This is a genomic window from Polaribacter sp. 20A6 (assembly GCF_011378915.1).
In the GTDB taxonomy this organism is placed as follows: Bacteria; Bacteroidota; Bacteroidia; order Flavobacteriales; family Flavobacteriaceae; genus Polaribacter; species Polaribacter sejongensis.
In genome coordinates, this window is the sequence record NZ_WTPZ01000003.1 from 327,903 (window position 1) to 348,958 (window position 21,056).

Genomic DNA, 21,056 nt, shown 5'->3' on the forward strand with positions numbered 1-21,056 from the left:
AAAGGTTAGCTAATTCGAGGACAGTTTTGATTAAACTTATTCGGAGGTTGACCATTTAAACTTTGATGTGGTCTTTCCTCATTGTAATAGTACAAATATTGTAAAATTTCTTCTTTTAAGTGTTCTTTAGATTCAAAATAAGTTTCCCTTATTAAATCTTCTTCTATGGTTCTCCAAAAACGTTCTATTTTACCATTAGTTTGCGGTCTATATGGTCTAATATACCTATGCTTTATTTCTAATTCTGAGAGCATTCTTTCAAAAGGGTGTTTGTCTTTTGATTTGCTTATTTTCTTTCCAAATTCAGGTCCATTATCGGTTAAAGCTTCTTGGAACTTAATATTATAGTGAGAAGCAAGAATATTAAAACTCTTAAGTGCAGCAAACATCGTTGTTAAAGCAGTTATATCATCAATTAACTCTACCCAGACGACTCTAGTACAAGAATCTATTATACCATATAGATAATATCTTTTTTTAGGTTCACTACTGATAATACCTTTTGGAAGATAATGGTTGTCTAAATGAGCTAATTCTCCTGCTTTTTTCTTGATTATTTGCCTTTTATTTTTCTGCATTTTAGGTGTTAATCTATTCATTCCATATCGTTTAGTGATATTGTAAACACCTGAAGGAGATGGAGTGAATTTCTTCAATTTTGGTTTTAAAATACAACTTATTTCATATTTATTGTTCCCTTTTTCTCTAAGGTCAATTACCTTCTGCTCAATAAAAGGTAATGGACGTCTACTTTTCCATTTTGGACCACGTTTTTGAGGTAGTAGATCTTGAGGTTTCCCGCTTTGTTTGAATCTATTATAATACTTGAGAAAACTTCTTCTATCAGTACCATTTGCAACATGAAAGTCTTGTACTAATTTATATTTTGGATGAACTTTTTTCTTAACTAATTCATATTCAGATATCAAAAATTGATACTTCTGAATGTAATTACGTGTTAATGTTAAATCATGATTGTTATCTCTCATAAAAACAAAATTAAATATTATTAATTTTGTCCTCGAATTAGTTGACTTCTACAATTTCGACCTTTTGGGAGAAATCCCATAAAGTTAGGTAGGTCCTTGTTATCACTGTTATGAGATTTCTCCTATCGTCGAAAAGACAATTGTTATGCGGTTTTGCAATCAGTTTGTCATTTCTATCCTTAGTGGAAAATTATATAAAATTAGGTAGGTGTTTGTTATCACTGTTATGAGATTTCTCCTATCGTCGAAAAGACAATTGTTATGCGGTTTTGCAATCAGTTTGTCATTTCTATCCTTAGTGGAAAATTATATAAAATTAGGTAGGTGTTTGTTATCACTGTTATGAGATTTCTCCTATCGTCGAAAAGACAATTGTTATGCGGTTTTGCAATCAGTTTGTCATTTCTATCCTTAGTGGAAAATTCTATAAAATTAGGTAGGTAAGTGTTATCACTGCTATGTGATTTCTCCTTTCGTTGAAATGACAATTGGAGTTGAAAATAATATTCGGAGGTGTTTTAAGAATGTAAAATTACAAGCAAGCGTTCCAAATAACTTCTTTTGGAGTTGGTGCTGTAACGGTAACTTGTTCTTTTGTTACAGGATGTATGAATTGAATTCTGCGTGCGTGTAAATGAATACTTCCATCTTTATTACTTCTGTCAAATCCGTATTTTAAATCTCCTTTTATAGGGCAACCAATATTAGATAATTGCGATCTAATTTGGTGGTGTCTCCCGGTTTCTAAATCCACTTCTATTAAGGAGTAATTATCTAGTTTTTTAATAACGGCATAATGAAGAATTGCTTTTTTACTTCCGTCAATTTCTTTAGCGTATGCTGTAGACTTATTATTCTTAGGATTCTTTTTTAAGAAATTAATTAAAGTGTCCTTTTCTTTCTTCGGACTATTTTTTACTACTGCCCAATACGTTTTATGAATCGTTTTTTCTCGCAACATCTTATTAAGACGCTCTAGAGATTTAGACGTTTTTGCAAAAATAATAATACCAGAAGTGGGTCTGTCTAATCTGTGTACAACACCTAAATACACGTTTCCGGGTTTGCTATACTTGTCTTTAATGTATTCTTTTACAACATCACTTAAAGGTTTGTCACCTGTTTTATCACCTTGAGTAATATCGCCTGCGCGTTTATTTACAATGATAATGTGGTTGTCTTCAAATAAAATTTGTAGATTTTCTTTAGTAGAATGCATTTTGGATTATTTAAAATCTTTAGCAACATCTTCATTCACTCCATCAATAAAATCTAAAAACTCTTCTCTACCAAGTCCGGTTGAAGAAGATGTAATAAAAGATTTAGGAAGCGTTTCCCAAGTGTTTAATAATTTCTTTTTATAAGAAGTAATTTGTTTGTTCAGTTTAGAACTTCCTAATTTGTCTGCTTTGGTAAAAGCGATACAAAACGGAATTTGGTTTTCACCTAAAAACTGCATGAATTCTAAATCAATTTTTTGAGGATCGTGTCTAGAATCAATTAAAACAAAAGTACATACTAATTGCTCTCTTTCTTTGAAGTAGTTCTCTATAAAAAACTGAAAAATGGTTCTTTTCTTTTTAGATACTTTAGCATAACCGTAACCAGGTAAATCTACTAAAAACCACTCATCATTTATTTTAAAATGATTAATAAGTTGTGTTTTACCAGGTTTTCCTGAGATTTTTGCTAAATCTTTACGCTCCATCAACATGTTAATTAATGAAGATTTACCAACATTAGAACGTCCAATAAATGCATATTCTGGCATTCTTTCCTGTGGAGCCTTCGTAACATTACTGTTGCTCATTACAAAATCTGCAGATCTAATTTTCATTATATAGTATAAGGTTCTTTAATTTTTATAATATTTCTCTGCGAGAATTATATGTTTCTAGAAGTAAGCCAAGTGTGAAGAATTGTATTAAATTCTTCTGGTTTTTCCATCATTGCTGCATGTCCACATTTATCAATCCAGAATAAGTCTGAGTTCGATAAAAGTTTATGAAAGTCTTCGGCTGCTTCAGGTGGTGTAACACCGTCTTGTTTTCCCCAAATTAAACATGTTGGATGTTTCATGTCGGGTAAATCATTCGCCATATTATGTCTTATGGCACTTTTGGCAATAGATAACGTTTTTAATGCTTTCATTCTGTCATTAACAGTACTGTAAACATCATCTACCAATTCTTTAGTTGCAATTGCAGGGTCGTAAAAAACCTCTCTAGCTTTTTGTTCTATATATTCGTAGTTTCCTCTTTTAGGAAAACTATCTCCCATCGCTTTTTCATACATTCCAGAACTTCCTGTAAGTACAAGCGCACTTACCTTTTCTGGATAGTGTTTTGTAAAATACAACGCTATGTGTCCTCCTAGAGAATTTCCTAAAAGAATGGCGTGATCTATATTTTTATGTTCTAAAAATTCTTTTAAAAACTTCGCTAAGTTTTTAACATTCGTTTTTATAAGGGGTAATGAGTATAAAGGTAATTCAGGTATTAAAACCTTGTATCCGTTATTGGAAAAATGATCAAATGTGGAGTCGAAATTACTTAAAGCTCCCATTAATCCGTGTAAAATAATGATCGCAGGTCCTTCTCCAGCTTCTGCATATGTAAATTTCCCTTCCTCTGTTAACTTATCAGTCATTAATTTTTAATTGGCTTAGAAGCAAATGTAATTCTTTTTTGCGAAATAAATATCGTTTTCGGAAACGACTATTTTTAAAATAAAATAGATTCTAGCTGCAATGAATTGTTAATAAAAGCGTTATTTATTAATAAAGTGGTAAAATGTGGTAAAAAGTGGTAAAATTTACATATTTTTGACTTCAATTAATATGTTTTAAGAGTGATAAACCTAATCGGTACATATGAGTGTAAATCAGATGCTAAGGGGAGATTGATGTTTTCATCAGCCTTTAAAAAGCAACTGGATTCTGTGTTACAAGATGGTTTTGTGGTGAAAAGAGCTGTTTTTCAACCGTGTTTAGAGTTGTATCCAATGAAAGAGTGGAACTTGATGATGGAAAAAATCAACAAACTTAACAGGTTTAATAAAAAGAATAATGATTTTATTAGAAGATTTACAGCAGGAGTAAAGATGGTAGAATTAGATGCTACTGGTAGAATTTTAATTCCGAAAGACTTGTTTGAGTTTGCGGGTATTAAAAAGCAAGTAGTAATGTCTTCTTCAGTGAATATCATTGAAATTTGGGATAAAGAGAAGTATGAAAAAGCCATTGATGATGCAGCAGATGATTTTGCTGATTTGGCTGAAGAGGTAATGGGAAATACAGAATTAGATGAATTATCATAATCCAGTTTTATTGCAAGAGAGTGTAGACGCGTTAGCTATTAAAGAAGATGGTGTTTATGTAGATGTTACGTTTGGTGGCGGAGGGCATTCAAGAGAAATTTTGAAAAGATTGGGTGCTAATGGAAAATTGTTTGGTTTTGATCAAGATCCAGATGCTTTAGGGAATGTGATTGATGATGAGCGTTTTACTTTAATACCTGAGAATTTTAGATATATCTCAAGATTTTTAAGGTTTAATGGTGTTCGAAAAGTAGATGGCGTTTTGGCAGATTTAGGCGTTTCTTCTCATCAATTTGATGAAGCGGAAAGAGGTTTTTCTACTCGTTTTGATGGTGATTTAGATATGAGAATGAATCAAAAATCTAAAACATCGGCTAAAGAAATTGTGAACACGTATTCTGAAGAGAAATTAGCGGAAATATTGTTTTTATATGGTGAGTTGAGAAATTCTAGAAATATAGCAAAAACAATTGTAGAGAAAAGACAAGAAGAGAAAATTGATACAAGTTTTCAGTTAAGGCAAGTGTTGCAAAAGTATTTGCCGAAAGCAAAAGAGCATAAAATAATTGCACAGATTTTTCAGGCAATTCGAATAGAAGTAAATGAGGAATTAGATGTTTTAAAAGAGTTTTTAGAACAGATGCCTAATTTATTAAAAGAAGATGGTCGTTTAAGTGTAATTTCATATCATTCTTTAGAAGATAGATTGGTAAAAAGGTTTATAAGAACTGGTTTATTTAAAGGTGAGTTGGAGAAAGATGTGTTTGGTAGAAGTAATGAGCCAATGCAAAAAGTTGGTAAGTTAATTGTACCAACGGTAGAAGAAGTGAAGCTTAATAATAGGGCTCGTAGTGCTAAGCTAAGAATAGCAACTTTAAGAAAATAGGATGTCTAAAGTTAAAAAAGGAGTCTACGATTTTCTGAGAGGAAGTTTTCTTACAGATGAAGCGGCTTTTAAAAATTGGCGAATCATCATTTTTGTGGTTGTGTTGTTATTGATTATGATAACGAGTGCGCACAAAGCGGAGCGAAAAGTTATTCAGATATCAAAGTTGAATAAAGAGAAAAGAGAGTTAAGAGCAGTGTATGTAGATACTGGTACTATTTTAATGAGAATGAAAATGGAGTCGAGTATCAGAGAAAAAGCAAAAGCAAGAGGTTTAGAGCCTTTAAAATCCCCTCCCAAAAAAATAAAAGTAACCATTAAAGATTAATAAAATTGGCAACTCACAAAAAAAGCATACTTACCAAATTCTACATAGTAGCTGCTTTTATGACGCTGTTTTTGTTGGCTATTGTGTTTCGTATTTTTTCCATTCAACATACGGAGGGAGATAAGTATAGAAAATTGTCTACAGAATTAACGATTAGACAAGATACTATTTACGCGAATAAAGGAAATGTCTATGCGGCAGATGGTAATTTGTTGGCTACTTCTATGTCTAAATTTACAATTAGGATGGATGTGGTGGCTGTGGATAGTGAGGTTTTTGAAAAAAACTTTGTAGCATTGTCTAAGGCTCTTTCTGGTATGTTTGGTAAAACACCTTACTATTATCAAAATAAATTAAGAACTGCAAAAAAGAGAAGAAACAGGTATTTGTTAATCGCTAGAAATGTAGGGTATACAGATTATTTGAAGGTTAAAGAATTTCCAATTTTTAACAAAGGTGTGTATTCTGGAGGTTTTATAGCGGAACATAAAACGGTAAGAGCGCATCCTATTGGTAAAATTGCAGAACGTACAATTGGGTATGATGATTTTAGAGGTGAAGCAGGGATAGAAGGAGCTTTTGCAGATTATATGCAGGGACAGAATGGATTAAGATGGAAACAGAAAATCGCTAAAAATCAATGGAAGCCTATAAATGATGTAAATGAAAAGGAGCCTGTTGATGGGCATGATATTATAACAACAATAGATGTTAATATTCAGGATATTACGCATCATGCTTTGTTAGATAAGTTAGAGTATTTTGAGGCGGAACATGGTTGTGCAGTGGTTATGGAGACTGCTACAGGTGAGATAAAAGCAATTTCTAATTTAGGTAGAACTTCTAGGGGTACTTATTACGAGAAAAGGAATTATGCTGTTTGGGAGAGTCATGAACCTGGTTCTACTTTTAAGTTAGCAAGTATGATGATTGCTTTAGATGATAAGGTTGTAGATACATCTACGGTTATAGATACAGAAAAAGGTAGGATTTTTGTAAATCGAAGAAAAGTAGAAGATTCTCATCACGGAGGTTATGGTAAGATTTCTGTTGGTCGAATTTTAGAGGTTTCTTCTAATGTTGGTGTGGTAAAAGTGATTCAGAAATATTATGATAAAAACCCTCAAAGGTTTTATGATAAAATAGCTGAATATGGTTTTACAGAGCCAATTGGTTTTCAGATAAAAGGAGAAGGGAAACCTTACATACCAAATCCAAAAGATAAAGAATGGAGTAAAATTTCATTAGAATGGATGTCTTGGGGCTATGGTATTTCTATAACGCCAATGCAAACATTAATGTTTTATAATGCTATTGCAAACAATGGTGTAATGGTGAAACCAAGATTTGTAAAAGAATTAAGAAAGGAAGATAAGGTTGAAAAAGTTTTTGAAACTGAGGTTTTAAATCCGAAAATAGCTTCTGATGAAACTTTAAGTAAGTTGAAAAAAGTGTTGGAAAACGTAGTAGAAAAAGGTACAGGTAGAGGTATTTATTCTCCTAATTTTTCTATGGCGGGTAAAACAGGTACTGCTAAAAAATACATTCCTAGAACTAAAAATAGTAAAGGAGAATGGGAAGGCGGTTTTTATTCAAGTAAACGTTATGTGGCTTCTTTTGCTGGTTTTTTTCCTGCTGATAATCCAAAATACTCTTGTATTGTAGTTATTCATGATCCGAAGAAAAAGAAAGGATATTATGGTGCAACAGTTGCTGGACCTGTTTTTAAGGAGATTGCACAGAAGATTTATACAACAACTCCTATAGACAATCAATCTGTAGATGATAAAATAGAATTTGCAGCTATTGATAAGCAGTATTTAGATTTTGATAAAAAATCAAATGTAGAGTATCAAGAAATTCCGGATGTTAGAGGAATGTCTGGTATGGATGCTTTGGCTTTGTTAGAAAATATCGGATTAAAAGTACAGTTTACTGGTGTTGGTAAAGTGAAGTCTCAATCACTAAGAAAAGGAGAAAAATTAATAAAAGGACGAACTATTATTTTAAAACTTTCATAAACTGAAGAATTTAAAAGACATATTATATCAGGTTGCTATTGATCAAGTATTTGGGATTACAGATATTGAAGTAAATGCTGTTGTTTTCGATTCTAGAAAAATTGAAAAGAATGACGTTTTTGTTGCTCAAAAAGGAGTTTCAGTAGATGGTCATTTATATATTGAGAAAGCAATTAGTTTAGGTGCAGTTGCAATTATTTGTGAAGATTTTCCTGTGGATAAAAAAACGGGAATTACATATATTCAGGTTGCAGATGCTAATGTTGCTTTGGCGATAATGGCGTCTAATTTTTATGAAAACCCGTCGAATAAGATGCCGTTAGTAGGTGTTACAGGTACAAATGGTAAAACTACGATAGCATCACTTTTGTATCAATTATTTAAAAAAGCAGGTTATAAAGTAGGTTTACTTTCAACAGTTAAAATTTTAGTTGATGATGTTGAGTTTAAGGCAACGCATACAACTCCAGATTCTGTAACCATCAACAGTTATTTAGATAAAATGATTGATGCAGGTGTAGATTATTGTTTTATGGAAGTGAGTTCTCATGGAATTCATCAAAAAAGAACAGAGGGATTAACGTTTGCTGGTGGAATTTTTACCAACCTATCTCATGATCATTTAGATTATCATAAAACGTTTGCAGAATACAGAGATGTAAAGAAAGTGTTTTTTGACTCATTACCTAAGTCAGCATTTGCACTTACTAATATCGATGATAAAAATGGCGACTTTATGTTGCAAAATACGAAAGCTAAGAAAGTAACTTATGCTTTAAAAACATTAGCAGATTATAGAGCTAAGATTTTAGAAAAGCAATTTTCTGGTACGCTTTTAAAAATAAATGAAACAGAAGTTTGGACCAAGTTAATCGGTCAGTTTAACGCTTCTAACTTATTAGCAATTTTTGCAACAGCAGAATTGTTAGGGTTAGAGAAGTTAGAAATTTTAACCATAATTAGTCAGTTAGAGAATGTAAGTGGTCGTTTCGAGTATGTTATTTCAAGTGATGGGGTTACGGCAATTGTAGATTATGCACATACGCCAGATGCTTTAAAAAACGTGTTAGAAACCATTAACGATATTAGAAACGGTAATGAAAAACTGATAACAGTAGTTGGTTGTGGTGGTGATAGAGATGTTACGAAAAGACCAAAAATGGCACATATTGCTTCTCAGTTAAGTAGTCAGTCGATTTTTACGTCAGACAATCCTAGAACAGAAAACGCGCAGACTATTTTAGATGAAATGGAACTTGGTGTTGCAGCTGAGAACTATAAAAAAACATTGTCAATTTTAGACAGAAGACAAGCAATTAAAACTGCTTGTAAATTCTCTGAAACAGGAGATATTATTTTAATAGCAGGTAAAGGACATGAAAATTATCAAGAAATTAATGGAGTGAGAGCTCATTTTGATGATTTAGAAGAAGTAAAGAACTGTTTCAATCAATTAAAAAATAATTAAGAATGCTATATTATTTATTTGAATATTTAGAAAATATAATGGATTTCCCTGGTGCTGGATTGTTTCAGTTTATCACATTTAGAGCTGCGGGAGCTTTTATTTTATCATTATTAATTTCAACCATTTATGGTAGAAGAATTATAGATTTTTTAAGAAACCAGCAAGTAGGTGAAACGGTAAGAGATTTAGGTTTAGACGGACAGAAACAAAAAACGGGTACGCCAACAATGGGAGGTGTTATTATCATTTTAGCAACTTTAATTCCTGTTTTGTTATTAGCTAAATTAGATAATATCTATGTAATCTTATTGATTATTACTACCGTTTGGATGGGATTAATTGGCTTTTTAGACGATTATATAAAAGTTTTCAAAAAAGATAAAGGCGGTTTAAGCGGTAAGTTTAAAGTTTTAGGTCAGGTTGGTTTAGGTGTTATTGTAGGTTCTATGTTATATTTTAATGATGGAGTTACCATAAAAGAGCAATTACCAAAAGAGCAGCAAATAGTAAATAAGGATGGGCGAAAAATTGTTTTTGGAGAAGCGCATAAATCTACTAAAACTACAGTGCCATTTTTTAAAGATAACGAATTAGAATATTCAAAAGCCTTCAGTTTTTTAGGTGATGGATACGAGAAATATGGGTGGATTGTTTTCATTTTTGTAACTGTTTTTATTGTAACAGGAATTTCAAATGGTGCAAATTTAACAGATGGAATTGATGGTTTAGCTACCGGTTCATCTGCCATAATAGTGCTAACCTTAGCGGTGTTTGCTTGGGTTTCTGGGAATATCATTTTTGCAGATTACTTAGATGTAATGTATATACCAGATTCTGGTGAAATGACTGTTTTTATATTGGCGTTTGCAGGAGCATTAATTGGTTTTCTGTGGTACAATACGTTTCCTGCTCAGGTTTTTATGGGAGATACGGGGAGTTTAACTATTGGTGGAATTATAGCGGTTATTGCAATTGCTATTCGTAAAGAGTTATTGTTGCCAATTTTAGCAGGAATATTTGTGATAGAAAACCTTTCGGTAATTATGCAGGTTTCTTGGTTTAAGTATACCAAAAAGAAATTTGGAGAAGGAAGAAGAATTTTTAAAATGGCGCCTTTACATCACCATTATCAAAAATCAAACTATCACGAAAGTAAAATTGTAGTCCGTTTTTGGATTATTGGAATCTTGTTAGCAGTATTTACAATTGTTACTTTAAAATTAAGATAAATGAAAAGGCTTGTAATTCTTGGTGGAGGAGAAAGTGGTGTTGGTACAGCGCTTTTAGGAAAACAAAAAGGATACGAAGTCTTTGTTTCAGATAAAAATAAAATATCAAAAGAGTATAAAGAAGTTCTTTTAAATAACGAGATCGATTTTGAGGAAAATCAACATACAGAAAGCAAAATTTTAAATGCTGATGTAGTGATGAAAAGTCCTGGAATTCCAGACACGGTTGCTTTAATTCAGCAACTAAGAGAAAATTCAATTCCTGTTGTTTCAGAAATTGAATTTGCAGCACAGTTTACAGCCGCGACTATTGTAGGGATTACAGGTTCTAATGGAAAAACAACCACAACATTATTACTGCATCATATTTTAAAAAAAGCAGGATTAAATGTAGGTGTTGCAGGTAATATTGGTGACAGTTTTGCGCAACAAGTTGCGGAAGAATCTTATGAAAACTATGTGTTAGAGTTAAGTAGTTTTCAGTTAGACGGAATAGAGAATTTTAATAGTCATATTGCAATTTTAACAAATATTACACCAGATCATTTAGATAGGTACGAATACGATTTTAATAAATATATAGATTCAAAATTTAGGATCACAAAGAATCAGACAGCAACCGATTATTTAATTTATGATGCAGATGATAAAGCCATCAATAATTGGTTAAAAGAACATAAAACAAGCGCAAAATTAGTTCCGTTTTCGCTTGAAAAAGAATTAGAGTATGGAGCGTATATCAAAGACAATAATATTATTATCAATATAAATAAAGACAAAATTAACATGCCGTTATCAACTTTATCAGTAAAAGGAAAACACAATACCAAAAATGCTATGGCAGCTACTATGGCGGCTCAATTATTAAAAGCTAGAAAGCAAGTTATTATTGAGAGTTTAGAAGATTTTGAAGGAGCAGAGCATCGCTTAGAAAATGTAGCAAAAGTTAGAGGTGTAGAGTATATAAATGATTCTAAGGCAACTAATGTAAACGCAACGTATTATGCGTTAGAATGTATGGACAAAACTACTATCTGGATTGTTGGTGGTGTAGATAAAGGGAACGATTATAATGATTTGTTGCCTTTGGTAAGAGAAAAAGTAAAAGCAATTGTTTGTTTAGGTGTTGATAATGATAAAATTAAAAACACTTTTGGAAACGTGGTAGATATTATAGTAGAAACTGCAGGAGCAGAAGAAGCTGTAAAAGTATCTCACAAATTAGCAGAAAGTGGAGAAGCTGTTTTATTGTCGCCAGCATGTGCAAGTTTCGATTTGTTTGAAAACTATGAAGATAGAGGTCGTCAATTTAAGAAAGCAGTAAGAAGTTTATAAAAATTGTGTAATCGTGTAACTGTTTATACGTTGTATTATAAAGTAAAGTTTAATATTTAAAAAATCTAAGTACTATTTAATGAAAACCATTTTTCAATATATAAAAGGAGATAAAACCATTTGGGCAATTGTTGCTATTTTGGCAATATTCTCATTTATGCCAGTTTATAGCGCAAGCACAAACTTGGAGTATGTTGTTGGTTCTGGTTCTTCTTTTGGGTACTTGATAAAGCATATTGTGCTGTTAATAATGGGATTTGCCATTATTTATGGGGTTCATAAAGTGCCTTATCGATTTTTCTCTGGTGGCTCCGTTATAATGCTTCCTGTAATTGTCTTTTTATTGATTTATACGCTGTCTCAGGGTACAACCATTGGAGGAGCAAATGCAAGTAGATGGATTAGTATTGGAGGAATTGGTTTTCAGACTTCTACTTTGGCAGGTTTAGTGTTAATGGTTTATGTAGCAAGGTATTTGTCTAGGAATAAAGATAACACAATTGGTTTTAAAGATAGCTTGTGGCAATTATGGTTGCCAGTTGCAGTTGTTTTAATCTTAATTTTACCGGCAAACTTTTCTACAACGGCAATTATTTTCACGATGATTTTAATTGTAACTTTTATTGGTGGATATCCAGTTAAGTACTTAGGATTTATAATAGGAGCAGGAATTGGTTTGTTGTTAATTTTTATTTTAGCAGCCAAAGCGTTTCCAGATTTAATGCCAAATAGAGTACAAACTTGGGAAAACAGAATCGCTAGTTTTTCTGATGATGAAGGGAAAGAACAGTATCAAGTAGAGAAAGCGAAAATTGCAATTGCAATGGGTGAAACTTTTGGTGTTGGTCCTGGTAAAAGTGTGCAAAAAAACTTTTTACCTCAATCTACATCAGATTTTATTTTTGCCATAATTGTAGAAGAATATGGATTAGTTGGTGGTTTTTTAATAGTGTCTATCTATTTTATTCTTTTGTTTAGAATTTTTGTAGTCATTAGAAAAACAACCACAATTTTTGGGACTTTGTTGGTGGTGGGAGTTGGACTTCCTATTATTTTTCAAGCGTCCATAAATATGGCGGTTGCAACCAATTTATTTCCAGTAACAGGGCAAACTTTACCGCTAATTAGTAGTGGTGGTACTTCTATTTGGATGACTTGTTTTGCTTTAGGAATGATTTTAAGTGTAAGTGCATCGACAGATGAAACAGAAGAAGATATTTTAGATGATAACCCTTTAAACATACTTCATGAAACACTCGATTAATATATTGATCTCTGGAGGAGGTACAGGAGGGCATATCTATCCTGCAATTGCTATTGCAAACGAATTAAAGTTGCGGTATCCGAATGCCAAATTTTTGTTTGTAGGTGCAAAGGATAAAATGGAAATGGAAAAAGTTCCGCAAGCGGGATATGAAATAAAAGGACTGTGGATTTCTGGAATACAAAGAAGGTTAACTGTAGACAATTTGTCTTTTCCTTTTAAGTTGATCAGTAGTTTATGGAATGCTTCTAAAATTATTAGAAAATTTAAACCAGATGTAGCAATTGGTACAGGTGGTTTTGCAAGTGGGCCAACTTTAATAATGGCAAATAGAAAGGGGATTCCTACGTTAATACAAGAACAGAATTCGTTTCCAGGAATTACAAATAAATTATTAAGTAAAAAAGCGCACAAAATATGTGTTGCATATGATCATTTAGAACGTTTTTTTCCTGCGGATAAAATTGTTAAAACAGGAAATCCTGTTCGCCAAGATTTATTATCTATTCATTCTAAAACAGATGAAGGAAAAGCATTCTTTAAATTAGAAAAAGAGCAAAAAACTATTTTAGTTTTAGGAGGTAGTTTAGGAGCAAGAAAAATAAATCAATTGGTGGAAGCTAATCTAGAATTCTTTAAAAAACAAGGGGTTCAGGTTATTTGGCAATGTGGTAAATTATATTTCGAAGAGTATAAAAAATACAACGAAATAGAAGGTATTCAAGTACATCAGTTTGTAAATAGAATGGATTTTGCCTACGCTGCATCAGATATCATTATTTCTAGAGCAGGCGCAAGTTCAGTTTCAGAATTGTGTATTGTGGGTAAGCCAGTATTGTTTATTCCTTCACCAAATGTGTCGGAAGATCATCAAACAAAAAACGCAAAGTCAATTGCAGATAAGCATGGCGCAATTTTGTTAAAAGAAAGTGAATTAGAGTCGTTTCCAATTGTTTTTGAAACGTTATTAAAAGATAAAGAAAAACAAAGTAATTTGTCCGAAAATATAAAAGAATTAGCGCTTCCAGGAGCAACTACAGATATTGTTAATGAAGTAGAAAAATTATTAAAAAAGTGAATTTAAATACTATACATAACGTCTATTTTGTCGGAATTGGAGGCATAGGAATGAGTGCAGTTGCTCGTTACTTTGCGTCTAATGGGAAAATTGTGGCTGGTTATGATAAAATTGCAACTCAAATTACTTTAGGTTTAGAAGGTTTGGGTGTTGAAATTCACTTTGAAGATGCTGTGAAAAATATCCCTATTTCATTTTTAGATACTGAAAAAACGTTGGTGGTCTACACACCAGCAATTTCTAAAAATCATGCTGAACTAAGTTATTTCTTAGAGAATGGTTTTACGGTTTTAAAGAGAGCTGAAATTTTAGGAAAAATAACGGAAACAACTTTCTGTTTAGCGGTTGCGGGGACACATGGTAAAACTACGACTTCTGCTATTTTAGGTCATATTATGAATACAGTAAATGCAACTTCTTTTTTAGGTGGTATTGCAGAAAACTATAATTCTAACCTAATTTTAGGTGATGATAAAGTTAGTGTTGTAGAAGCAGATGAGTTTGATAGATCTTTCTTAAAGTTGAGTCCTAATATTGCGTGTGTAACCTCTATGGATGCAGATCATTTAGATATTTATGGAGATTCTGAAGCTTTAAACGAATCGTTTATTGAGTTTACGAATAAAGTAGAAAACACTTTAATTGTAGCAAAAGGTTTGCCTTTAGAGGGGGTAACGTATGCAGTTAATGAAGAAGCAGATTATGCTGCATTTAACTTAAAAATAGAAAGCGGTAAATATATTTTTGATGTGAAAACACCTTCATCAGAAATAAAAAATATAGAATTCCATTTACCAGGTCAGCATAATGTTATGAATGCATTGGCGGCAATAGCTATGGCAGATGTTTTTGGAGTTTCGTTAGAAGTAATAAAAGAACGTTTATCAAATTTTAAAGGAGTAAAACGAAGGTTTTCGTATAAAATTAAAACAAACGATTTTGTTTTGATCGATGATTATGCACATCATCCAACAGCAATAAATGCAGTAGAGAGTTCTGTTAGAGAAATGTATCCTAATGATAAAGTGTTGGTTGTTTTTCAGCCACATTTATTTTCTAGAACTAAAGATTTTATTGAAGATTTTGCTGTTGCATTATCAAAATTTGATGAAGTTTTATTGCTAGATATTTATCCTGCAAGAGAAGAACCAATTGCCGGAGTAGATTCTGAATGGTTATTAAATAAAGTTGTCTGTAAGAATAAAAAATTAACTAAAAAAAATAATTTAGAAAAAGATATTAAAAATTCATCAGCAAAAGTAGTTGTAATGTTAGGTGCGGGTGATATTGGTATGATGGTTGATGAGGTAAGTAATGAACTTTTAAAAGCAATAGGAAATGAAGTTTAAGAAGTTTTTTAAATACATAGCATTCCTTTTGTTAATAGGAGGTTTGGCCTTTTTGTCTAGTTTTTCTGAAAAAAGAAATTCGAATAAAAAAGTATCGGAAGTTGTCATAGAATTTGAGGCTGGAGACAATCAATTTTTGACACATTCTATGGTTGATAAATTGTTAATACAAAATGATACAACTGTGAAAAACCAAGCGAAATCTGTGATAAATTTATACAGTTTGGAAAAAACGGTTTCAGAAAACCCTTATGTTGAAAATGCAGCAGTATTTTTAACCATATCGGGGACCCTAAAAACGATCATAAAACAACGTTCGCCTGTTGCTAGAATTATAAATAAAAAAGATTCTTATTATGTTGATAAACAAGGTGTAAAAATACCTTTGTCTCATAATTTTACAGCAAGAGTAATGCTCGTTTCTGGCGTTAAAGAAGATGAAGAAGTTAAAGAATTATTACCATTAATATCCTTTATTTTAGAGGATGATTTTTTGCATAAAGAAGTGGTGGGAATAGAGAAATTTGCCGATGGTGAGTATCAATTTTCTGTGAGAAGTGGAAATTATAAAATTGATTTTGGAAAATTATCCGAAATTGATGTGAAATTTAAGAAGTTAAAAGCGTTTTATAACAAGACATTTGAAGATAAAACGATTGAAGAGTATAAAACGATTAATTTAAAATATCACAACCAAGTTGTGTGCGCAAAATAAATCAAAATGGAGAACAATAAAATAGCAATTGGTTTAGATATTGGTACAACCAAAATCGCAGCAATGATTGGTCGCAAGAATGAATATGGCAAGATTGAAGTTATAGGAATTGGTAAAGCCAAAAGTTTAGGCGTAAAACGTGGTGTTGTAAGTAATATTACGCAAACCATTCAGTCTATTCAGCAAGCAGTAGAAGAGGCAGAAAGTGTTTCTGGTTTAAAGATTCACGAAGTTGTTGTGGGAATTGCTGGGCAACATATTCGTAGTTTACACCATAGTGATTATATCACAAGAAATAATGCTGATGAGGTAATAGATGATAACGATATTGAAGATTTAATAAACCAGGTTCATAAATTAGTAATGTTACCAGGAGAAGAAATTATTCATGTATTGCCACAAGAATATAAAGTAGATTCTCAAGCAGATATAAAAGAACCAATTGGTATGTATGGAGGACGTTTAGAAGCGAATTTCCATGTAGTTGTTGGACAAGTTTCTTCTATTAGAAATATTGGGCGTTGTGTTAAAAGTGCAGGTTTAGGTTTAAGTGAAATTACCTTAGAACCTCTAGCTTCTGCAAATGCAGTATTAAGTCAAGAAGAAAAAGAAGCAGGAGTTGCATTGATTGATATTGGTGGTGGAACAACGGATTTAGCTATTTTTAAAGATGGAATTATTAGACATACAGCAGTAATTCCTTTTGGAGGAAATGTAATTACAGAAGATATTAAAGAAGGCTGTTCTATTATAGAAAAGCAAGCAGAATTATTAAAAATAAAGTTTGGTTCTGCATGGCCTGGAGAAAATAAAGAAACAGAAATAGTTTCTATACCTGGTTTAAGAGGTAGAGAACCTAAAGAAATTACTTTAAAGAATTTATCAAGAATTATACATGCAAGAGTTCAGGAAATTATTGAGCATGTGTATTTAGAGATAAAAAATTACGGACATGAAACTGCAAAAGGGAAACTAATTGGAGGTATTGTGTTAACTGGTGGTGGTGCACAATTAAAGCACTTACGCCAGTTGGTAGAGTATATAACAGGTATGGATGCAAGAATTGGATATCCTAATGAACATTTGGCAGGAGAATCTGATGAACTTTTATCTAGTCCGGCTTTTGCTACAACCGTTGGTCTATTGATGGAAGGTTTAGAAAAACAAAAACCTGTTGTAGAAGAAGAGCAAGAAGTAATTGAGGAGGAGGTTATAGAACCAGTTGTTGATGAACATAAAGAACAACCTATAGAAGAAAGACCACCTGTAGTTGAAGTAGAAAAAGAACGAAAACCTAAAAAGAAGTCGTTTTTTGAAAAGTTTACAGAAAGTTTAAAAGATTTTTTGGACAACGCAGAATAAAGATTGAGATTAAGAAAAGAGAACAAAAATCAAAAAAATAATAATAAACAATATATCGGTTATTATGAGCGCAGAATTCGATAACATTTCATTTGACATGCCTAAGACACAATCTAACACAATTAAGGTAATTGGAGTTGGTGGAGGCGGTAGCAACGCAGTAAACCACATGTTTACACAACAAATTAAAGGAGTAGACTTTGTAATCTGTAATACAGATGCACAGGCTTTAGAAAACAGTCCTGTTCCTAATAAAATTCAATTAGGAGTAAGTTTAACTTCTGGTTTAGGTGCAGGTGCAAATCCAGAGGTAGGAGCACAAGCAGCTAAAGAAAGTATGCAAGAAATTCAGCAAATGCTGAATACCCAAACCAAAATGGTATTTATTACTGCTGGTATGGGTGGTGGTACTGGTACAGGAGCAGCTCCTATTATTGCAAAAATTGCAAAAGATATGGATGTGCTTACTGTTGGTATTGTTACAATGCCTTTTGCCTTTGAAGGTAGAAGACGTGCTAAACAAGCTCAGTTAGGAATTGATCAATTGCGCCAAAATGTTGATTCTCTAATTGTGATAAACAATAATAAACTTCGTGAAGTTTACGGAAACCTTGGTTTTAAAGCTGGTTTCTCTAAAGCGGATGAGGTTTTATCTACAGCTTCTCGTGGAATTGCAGAGGTAATTACGCATCACTATAAACAAAATATAGATTTACATGATGCTAAAACTGTACTTTCTAATAGTGGAACTGCAATTATGGGTTCTGCAAAAGAAGAAGGTCAGACTAGAGCTAAAACTGCTATTATTAAAGCATTAGATTCTCCTTTATTAAATGATAATAAAATTACAGGAGCTAAGAACGTATTGTTGTTAATTGTATCTGGTACTAATGAAGTTACTTTAGATGAAATTGGTGAAATAAACGATTACATACAAGATGAAGCGGGTTATGATGCCAATATTATTATGGGTATTGGTGAAGATGAAGAGTTGGGTGATGCTATTGCTGTAACTATTGTAGCTACAGGTTTTGCTGCAGATCAACAAAGTACAATTACAAATACAGAGGTAAAAAAAATTGTTCACACCTTAGAGGATGAGCAAAAAGCGACGTATGATTTTAGTGAAAAAACCATTACGAAAGCACCTTCTTTAAACGAGCCGTTAACTAACGCTGTAGAGGAAAAAGTTGTTCATACTTTAGAAGAGGAAGTAGTAACACCAAAATCAAACTTGGTTAAAACGACCAATGAGATTGTAAATATGGCGGTTGATTATGATGAGGTAGAAGTAGAAGTTGCCGCTGAGGATGATTTTGTTATTACAGATGTAACTCCAGTTCAGGAAGTACAAGCTGTAGAAGAGCCAAAAGCAGTTCAGCCTCACCTATTATTTGATTTACCTTTAAATCCGAAAGCAGAAGTAGAAACTCCTAAAGTAAACGAGATAGAAGCTACACAAGCAGAGGAGGTTGTATTTGAGAGAAAAGTGGTAGAAAAGCGTTATGTTTTAGAAGATTTTGATGCACAGCCAACGATTGGTAAAAGTTCTGGAATTGTTGAAAAAAAAAGTGTTGAAGAAGAAATTAATTTCGAACTAAAAACAAGAGCTCCTCAAGCAGAAGTTAACCAAATAGAAACGCAAAGTGAAGAAGTTTCTCCTTTAGATTTGACAATTACCGAGTTGCAAAAAAGAGCTGAAGAGAGACGTAAAACAATGAAAGGTTTTAATTATAAGTTCAATGATCAAATGAATAAGAACATTGATGAAATTGAGCGTCAGCCAGCTTATAAAAGACTAGGAATAAACTTAGACACAAACAGTTCTATTAGTAGTACAGAAACATCTATTAAAAAGAATACAGATGAAATTAGTTTTAAATCTAATAATTCTTTTTTACATGACAATGTAGATTAAATTTTAATAAGTTCCCCCAAAAATAGCATGAAGCCATATCTTTTAGATATGGTTTTTTGTTTTTTAAGGAGTTAATAAGTGGAATTGTATTAGCATTTATCTACCAAATTTATAATATATAAATCCTACTATTTTTATAATAAATTAAGAATAGAGTTGAAAAATATTGTTCTTAAAGTTAGATGTTTCTGATTCTTAATAGGCTAAAAATTCGTTTTAAGGTTATTTGCTTATCGGTTTAAAGTATCATTTTAACGGTTTATGATTGCTAATGGTCTAATTTTATATGAATTAACTTTAGTTAAGTTCTATATTTGAATAAGAATAAGAAAACAACGGACTATATTATTATTAAAATTTTGTCCCCCGATTAATCCTCTAATACTTTTCTTTATAAGTACTAAACCACATCTTTTAAAGATGTGGTTTTTTTATGTGTCTTAATTTATGAAATAAGAAGGAAAACAAGCTTGCGTGAAGGATAGAAGCAGTTGTTTGAGCTCTCACGCTTTTTAGCTTAAGCCTGACTTTTAGGGCACGGCCAAACAAAAAAAATCCACCTAATTAAAGATGGATTTCAATATAAATATTTGTTTTAAAGACTAGCTTAACGCTTCTTTAATTCTCTTGATTGCTTCTCTAATTTGTAATTCTGATGCTGCATAAGAAATTCTAATACAGTTTGGTGTACCAAAAGCTTCACCAGTTACAGTTGCAACATTTGCTCTTTCTAAGATGAATAAAGAGAAATCACTTGCTGTTTCAATTTTAAATCCGTTGATGGTTTTACCAAAGAATGCAGAAACATCTGGAAAAACGTAAAAAGCACCTTCAGGAACATTTACTTTAAATCCGTCTATTTCTCTTAACAATCCAATAATGATATCTCTACGAGTTTTAAACTCATCTACCATAAACTGAATTTTAGAAACTGGCGCTAAAACTGCAGTAATTGCTGCTCTTTGAGCGATACAGTTTGTACCAGAAGTAATTTGCCCTTGCATTTTTGTACATGCTTTTGCAATCCATTCTGGAGCACCAATATAACCAATTCTCCAACCTGTCATAGCAAATGCTTTTGCCAATCCGTTTACAGTAATGGTTCTGTCGTACATGCTTTCAATTGCTGCAAAACTAAAAGGTTTAGTTTCGTAATTGATATGTTCATAGATTTCATCTGATAAGATAAAAATCTGTGGGTGTTTTTCTAAAACTGCTGCCAACGCTCTGTATTCTGCTTCACTATAAATAGTTCCACTTGGGTTGTTTGGTGAGTTAAAGAAAATCATTTTTGTTTTAGGCGTAATAGAAGCTTCTAACTGTTCTGGAGTGATTTTAAAATCATTCTCTATAGAAGAAGGAATTTCTACATACGTTGCTTCACATAAAATTGCAATTGCAGAGTAACTTACCCAATAAGGTGCAGGTAATAAAACTTCGTCTCCTGGGTTTAATAATACCTGTGCAATGTTTGCTATAGATTGTTTTGCTCCTGTAGAAACAACAATCTGATTTGGTTTGTAAACTAAATCGTTATCACGCTTAAACTTTACGCAAATAGCATCTTTTAAATCTGCATATCCATCTACTGGAGAATACGAATTATAATTTTGATTGATAGCTTCAATTGCAGCGTCTTTAATAAAATCTGGTGTATTAAAGTCTGGTTCACCCAAACTTAAACCTATAATATCTTTTCCTTCTGCTCTTAGTTCTCTTGCTTTAGCAGCCATTGCTAAAGTTTGAGATACAGGTAAACTGTTAATTCTGTCCGATAATGGATTTTTCATCTTACT

The 21,056-nt window shown here is 32.2% G+C and carries 18 protein-coding genes; 13 read left to right on the plus strand and 5 right to left on the minus strand.

Going from position 1 to position 21,056, the window contains the following annotated elements:
• Positions 1 to 5: 5 nt before the first annotated feature.
• The 4 genes from GQS57_RS08780 to GQS57_RS08795 form a co-directional block, all read right to left on the minus strand.
• Complete coding sequence (locus GQS57_RS08780) at positions 6 to 989, minus strand: integrase core domain-containing protein (RefSeq protein WP_165732488.1); 984 nt, start codon at positions 987 to 989, stop codon at positions 6 to 8.
• A gap of 532 nt (positions 990 to 1,521) precedes the next feature.
• Positions 1,522 to 2,208: an RluA family pseudouridine synthase gene (locus GQS57_RS08785; protein WP_165732489.1), complete on the minus strand. Its 687-nt coding sequence runs from the start codon at positions 2,206 to 2,208 to the stop codon at positions 1,522 to 1,524.
• Positions 2,209 to 2,214: 6 nt separating this feature from the next.
• Positions 2,215 to 2,826 (minus strand): ribosome biogenesis GTP-binding protein YihA/YsxC, encoded by a 612-nt coding sequence (yihA, locus tag GQS57_RS08790; protein WP_165732490.1) that lies wholly within the window; start codon positions 2,824 to 2,826, stop codon positions 2,215 to 2,217.
• Positions 2,827 to 2,873: 47 nt separating this feature from the next.
• A complete protein-coding gene (locus GQS57_RS08795) occupies positions 2,874 to 3,638 on the minus strand; it encodes an alpha/beta fold hydrolase (RefSeq protein WP_165732491.1) in 765 nt (254 codons plus the stop codon).
• Positions 3,639 to 3,839: 201 nt separating this feature from the next.
• Here GQS57_RS08795 and mraZ point away from each other — a divergent pair, with 201 nt between their 5' ends.
• From mraZ to ftsZ, 13 genes are all read left to right on the plus strand, one after another.
• The gene (mraZ, locus tag GQS57_RS08800; protein WP_165732492.1) at positions 3,840 to 4,307 is read left to right on the plus strand and encodes a division/cell wall cluster transcriptional repressor MraZ; all 468 of its coding nucleotides are present in this window, start codon (positions 3,840 to 3,842) and stop codon (positions 4,305 to 4,307) included.
• Positions 4,294 to 5,193 carry a 16S rRNA (cytosine(1402)-N(4))-methyltransferase RsmH gene (gene rsmH / locus GQS57_RS08805; protein WP_165732493.1) on the plus strand — a complete coding sequence of 300 codons (900 nt, stop codon included), beginning with the start codon at positions 4,294 to 4,296 and terminating at the stop codon, positions 5,191 to 5,193. Before mraZ ends, rsmH begins: the two co-directional genes overlap by 14 nt.
• A 1-nt stretch (position 5,194) precedes the next feature.
• Entirely contained in the window at positions 5,195 to 5,521 is a 327-nt protein-coding gene (locus GQS57_RS08810) for an FtsL-like putative cell division protein (RefSeq protein ID WP_165732494.1), read from the plus strand.
• Positions 5,522 to 5,580: 59 nt separating this feature from the next.
• Positions 5,581 to 7,542: a penicillin-binding protein gene (locus tag GQS57_RS08815; RefSeq protein WP_165732724.1), complete on the plus strand. Its 1,962-nt coding sequence runs from the start codon at positions 5,581 to 5,583 to the stop codon at positions 7,540 to 7,542.
• A 1-nt stretch (position 7,543) separates the two neighbouring features.
• Positions 7,544 to 9,010, plus strand: coding sequence for a UDP-N-acetylmuramoyl-L-alanyl-D-glutamate--2,6-diaminopimelate ligase (locus GQS57_RS08820; RefSeq protein WP_165732725.1), 1,467 nt, complete (start codon positions 7,544 to 7,546; stop codon positions 9,008 to 9,010).
• Between the two features lie 2 nt (positions 9,011 to 9,012).
• On the plus strand, positions 9,013 to 10,239 hold the full coding sequence (gene mraY / locus GQS57_RS08825) for a phospho-N-acetylmuramoyl-pentapeptide-transferase (protein WP_165732495.1): 1,227 nt from the start codon (positions 9,013 to 9,015) through the stop codon (positions 10,237 to 10,239).
• A complete protein-coding gene (gene murD, locus GQS57_RS08830; RefSeq protein WP_165732496.1) occupies positions 10,240 to 11,574 on the plus strand; it encodes a UDP-N-acetylmuramoyl-L-alanine--D-glutamate ligase in 1,335 nt (444 codons plus the stop codon).
• A 79-nt stretch (positions 11,575 to 11,653) separates the two neighbouring features.
• Positions 11,654 to 12,838, plus strand: coding sequence for an FtsW/RodA/SpoVE family cell cycle protein (locus tag GQS57_RS08835; RefSeq protein ID WP_165732497.1), 1,185 nt, complete (start codon positions 11,654 to 11,656; stop codon positions 12,836 to 12,838).
• On the plus strand, positions 12,822 to 13,916 hold the full coding sequence (gene murG, locus GQS57_RS08840) for an undecaprenyldiphospho-muramoylpentapeptide beta-N-acetylglucosaminyltransferase (RefSeq protein WP_165732498.1): 1,095 nt from the start codon (positions 12,822 to 12,824) through the stop codon (positions 13,914 to 13,916). The genes GQS57_RS08835 and murG overlap by 17 nt, the downstream gene beginning before the upstream one ends.
• Complete coding sequence (gene murC / locus GQS57_RS08845) at positions 13,913 to 15,265, plus strand: UDP-N-acetylmuramate--L-alanine ligase (RefSeq protein WP_165732499.1); 1,353 nt, start codon at positions 13,913 to 13,915, stop codon at positions 15,263 to 15,265. Before murG ends, murC begins: the two co-directional genes overlap by 4 nt.
• Positions 15,255 to 15,980, plus strand: coding sequence for a cell division protein FtsQ/DivIB (locus GQS57_RS08850; protein WP_165732500.1), 726 nt, complete (start codon positions 15,255 to 15,257; stop codon positions 15,978 to 15,980). Before murC ends, GQS57_RS08850 begins: the two co-directional genes overlap by 11 nt.
• 6 nt (positions 15,981 to 15,986) lie before the next feature.
• Positions 15,987 to 17,342: a cell division protein FtsA gene (gene ftsA / locus GQS57_RS08855; protein WP_165732501.1), complete on the plus strand. Its 1,356-nt coding sequence runs from the start codon at positions 15,987 to 15,989 to the stop codon at positions 17,340 to 17,342.
• Between the two features lie 64 nt (positions 17,343 to 17,406).
• Positions 17,407 to 19,260 carry a cell division protein FtsZ gene (gene ftsZ, locus GQS57_RS08860; RefSeq protein WP_165732502.1) on the plus strand — a complete coding sequence of 618 codons (1,854 nt, stop codon included), beginning with the start codon at positions 17,407 to 17,409 and terminating at the stop codon, positions 19,258 to 19,260.
• A 602-nt stretch (positions 19,261 to 19,862) separates the two neighbouring features.
• On the opposite strand, the gene GQS57_RS08865 is transcribed toward ftsZ, so the two are convergent.
• A complete protein-coding gene (locus GQS57_RS08865; protein ID WP_205860244.1) occupies positions 19,863 to 21,050 on the minus strand; it encodes a pyridoxal phosphate-dependent aminotransferase in 1,188 nt (395 codons plus the stop codon).
• Positions 21,051 to 21,056: the final 6 nt, after the last annotated feature.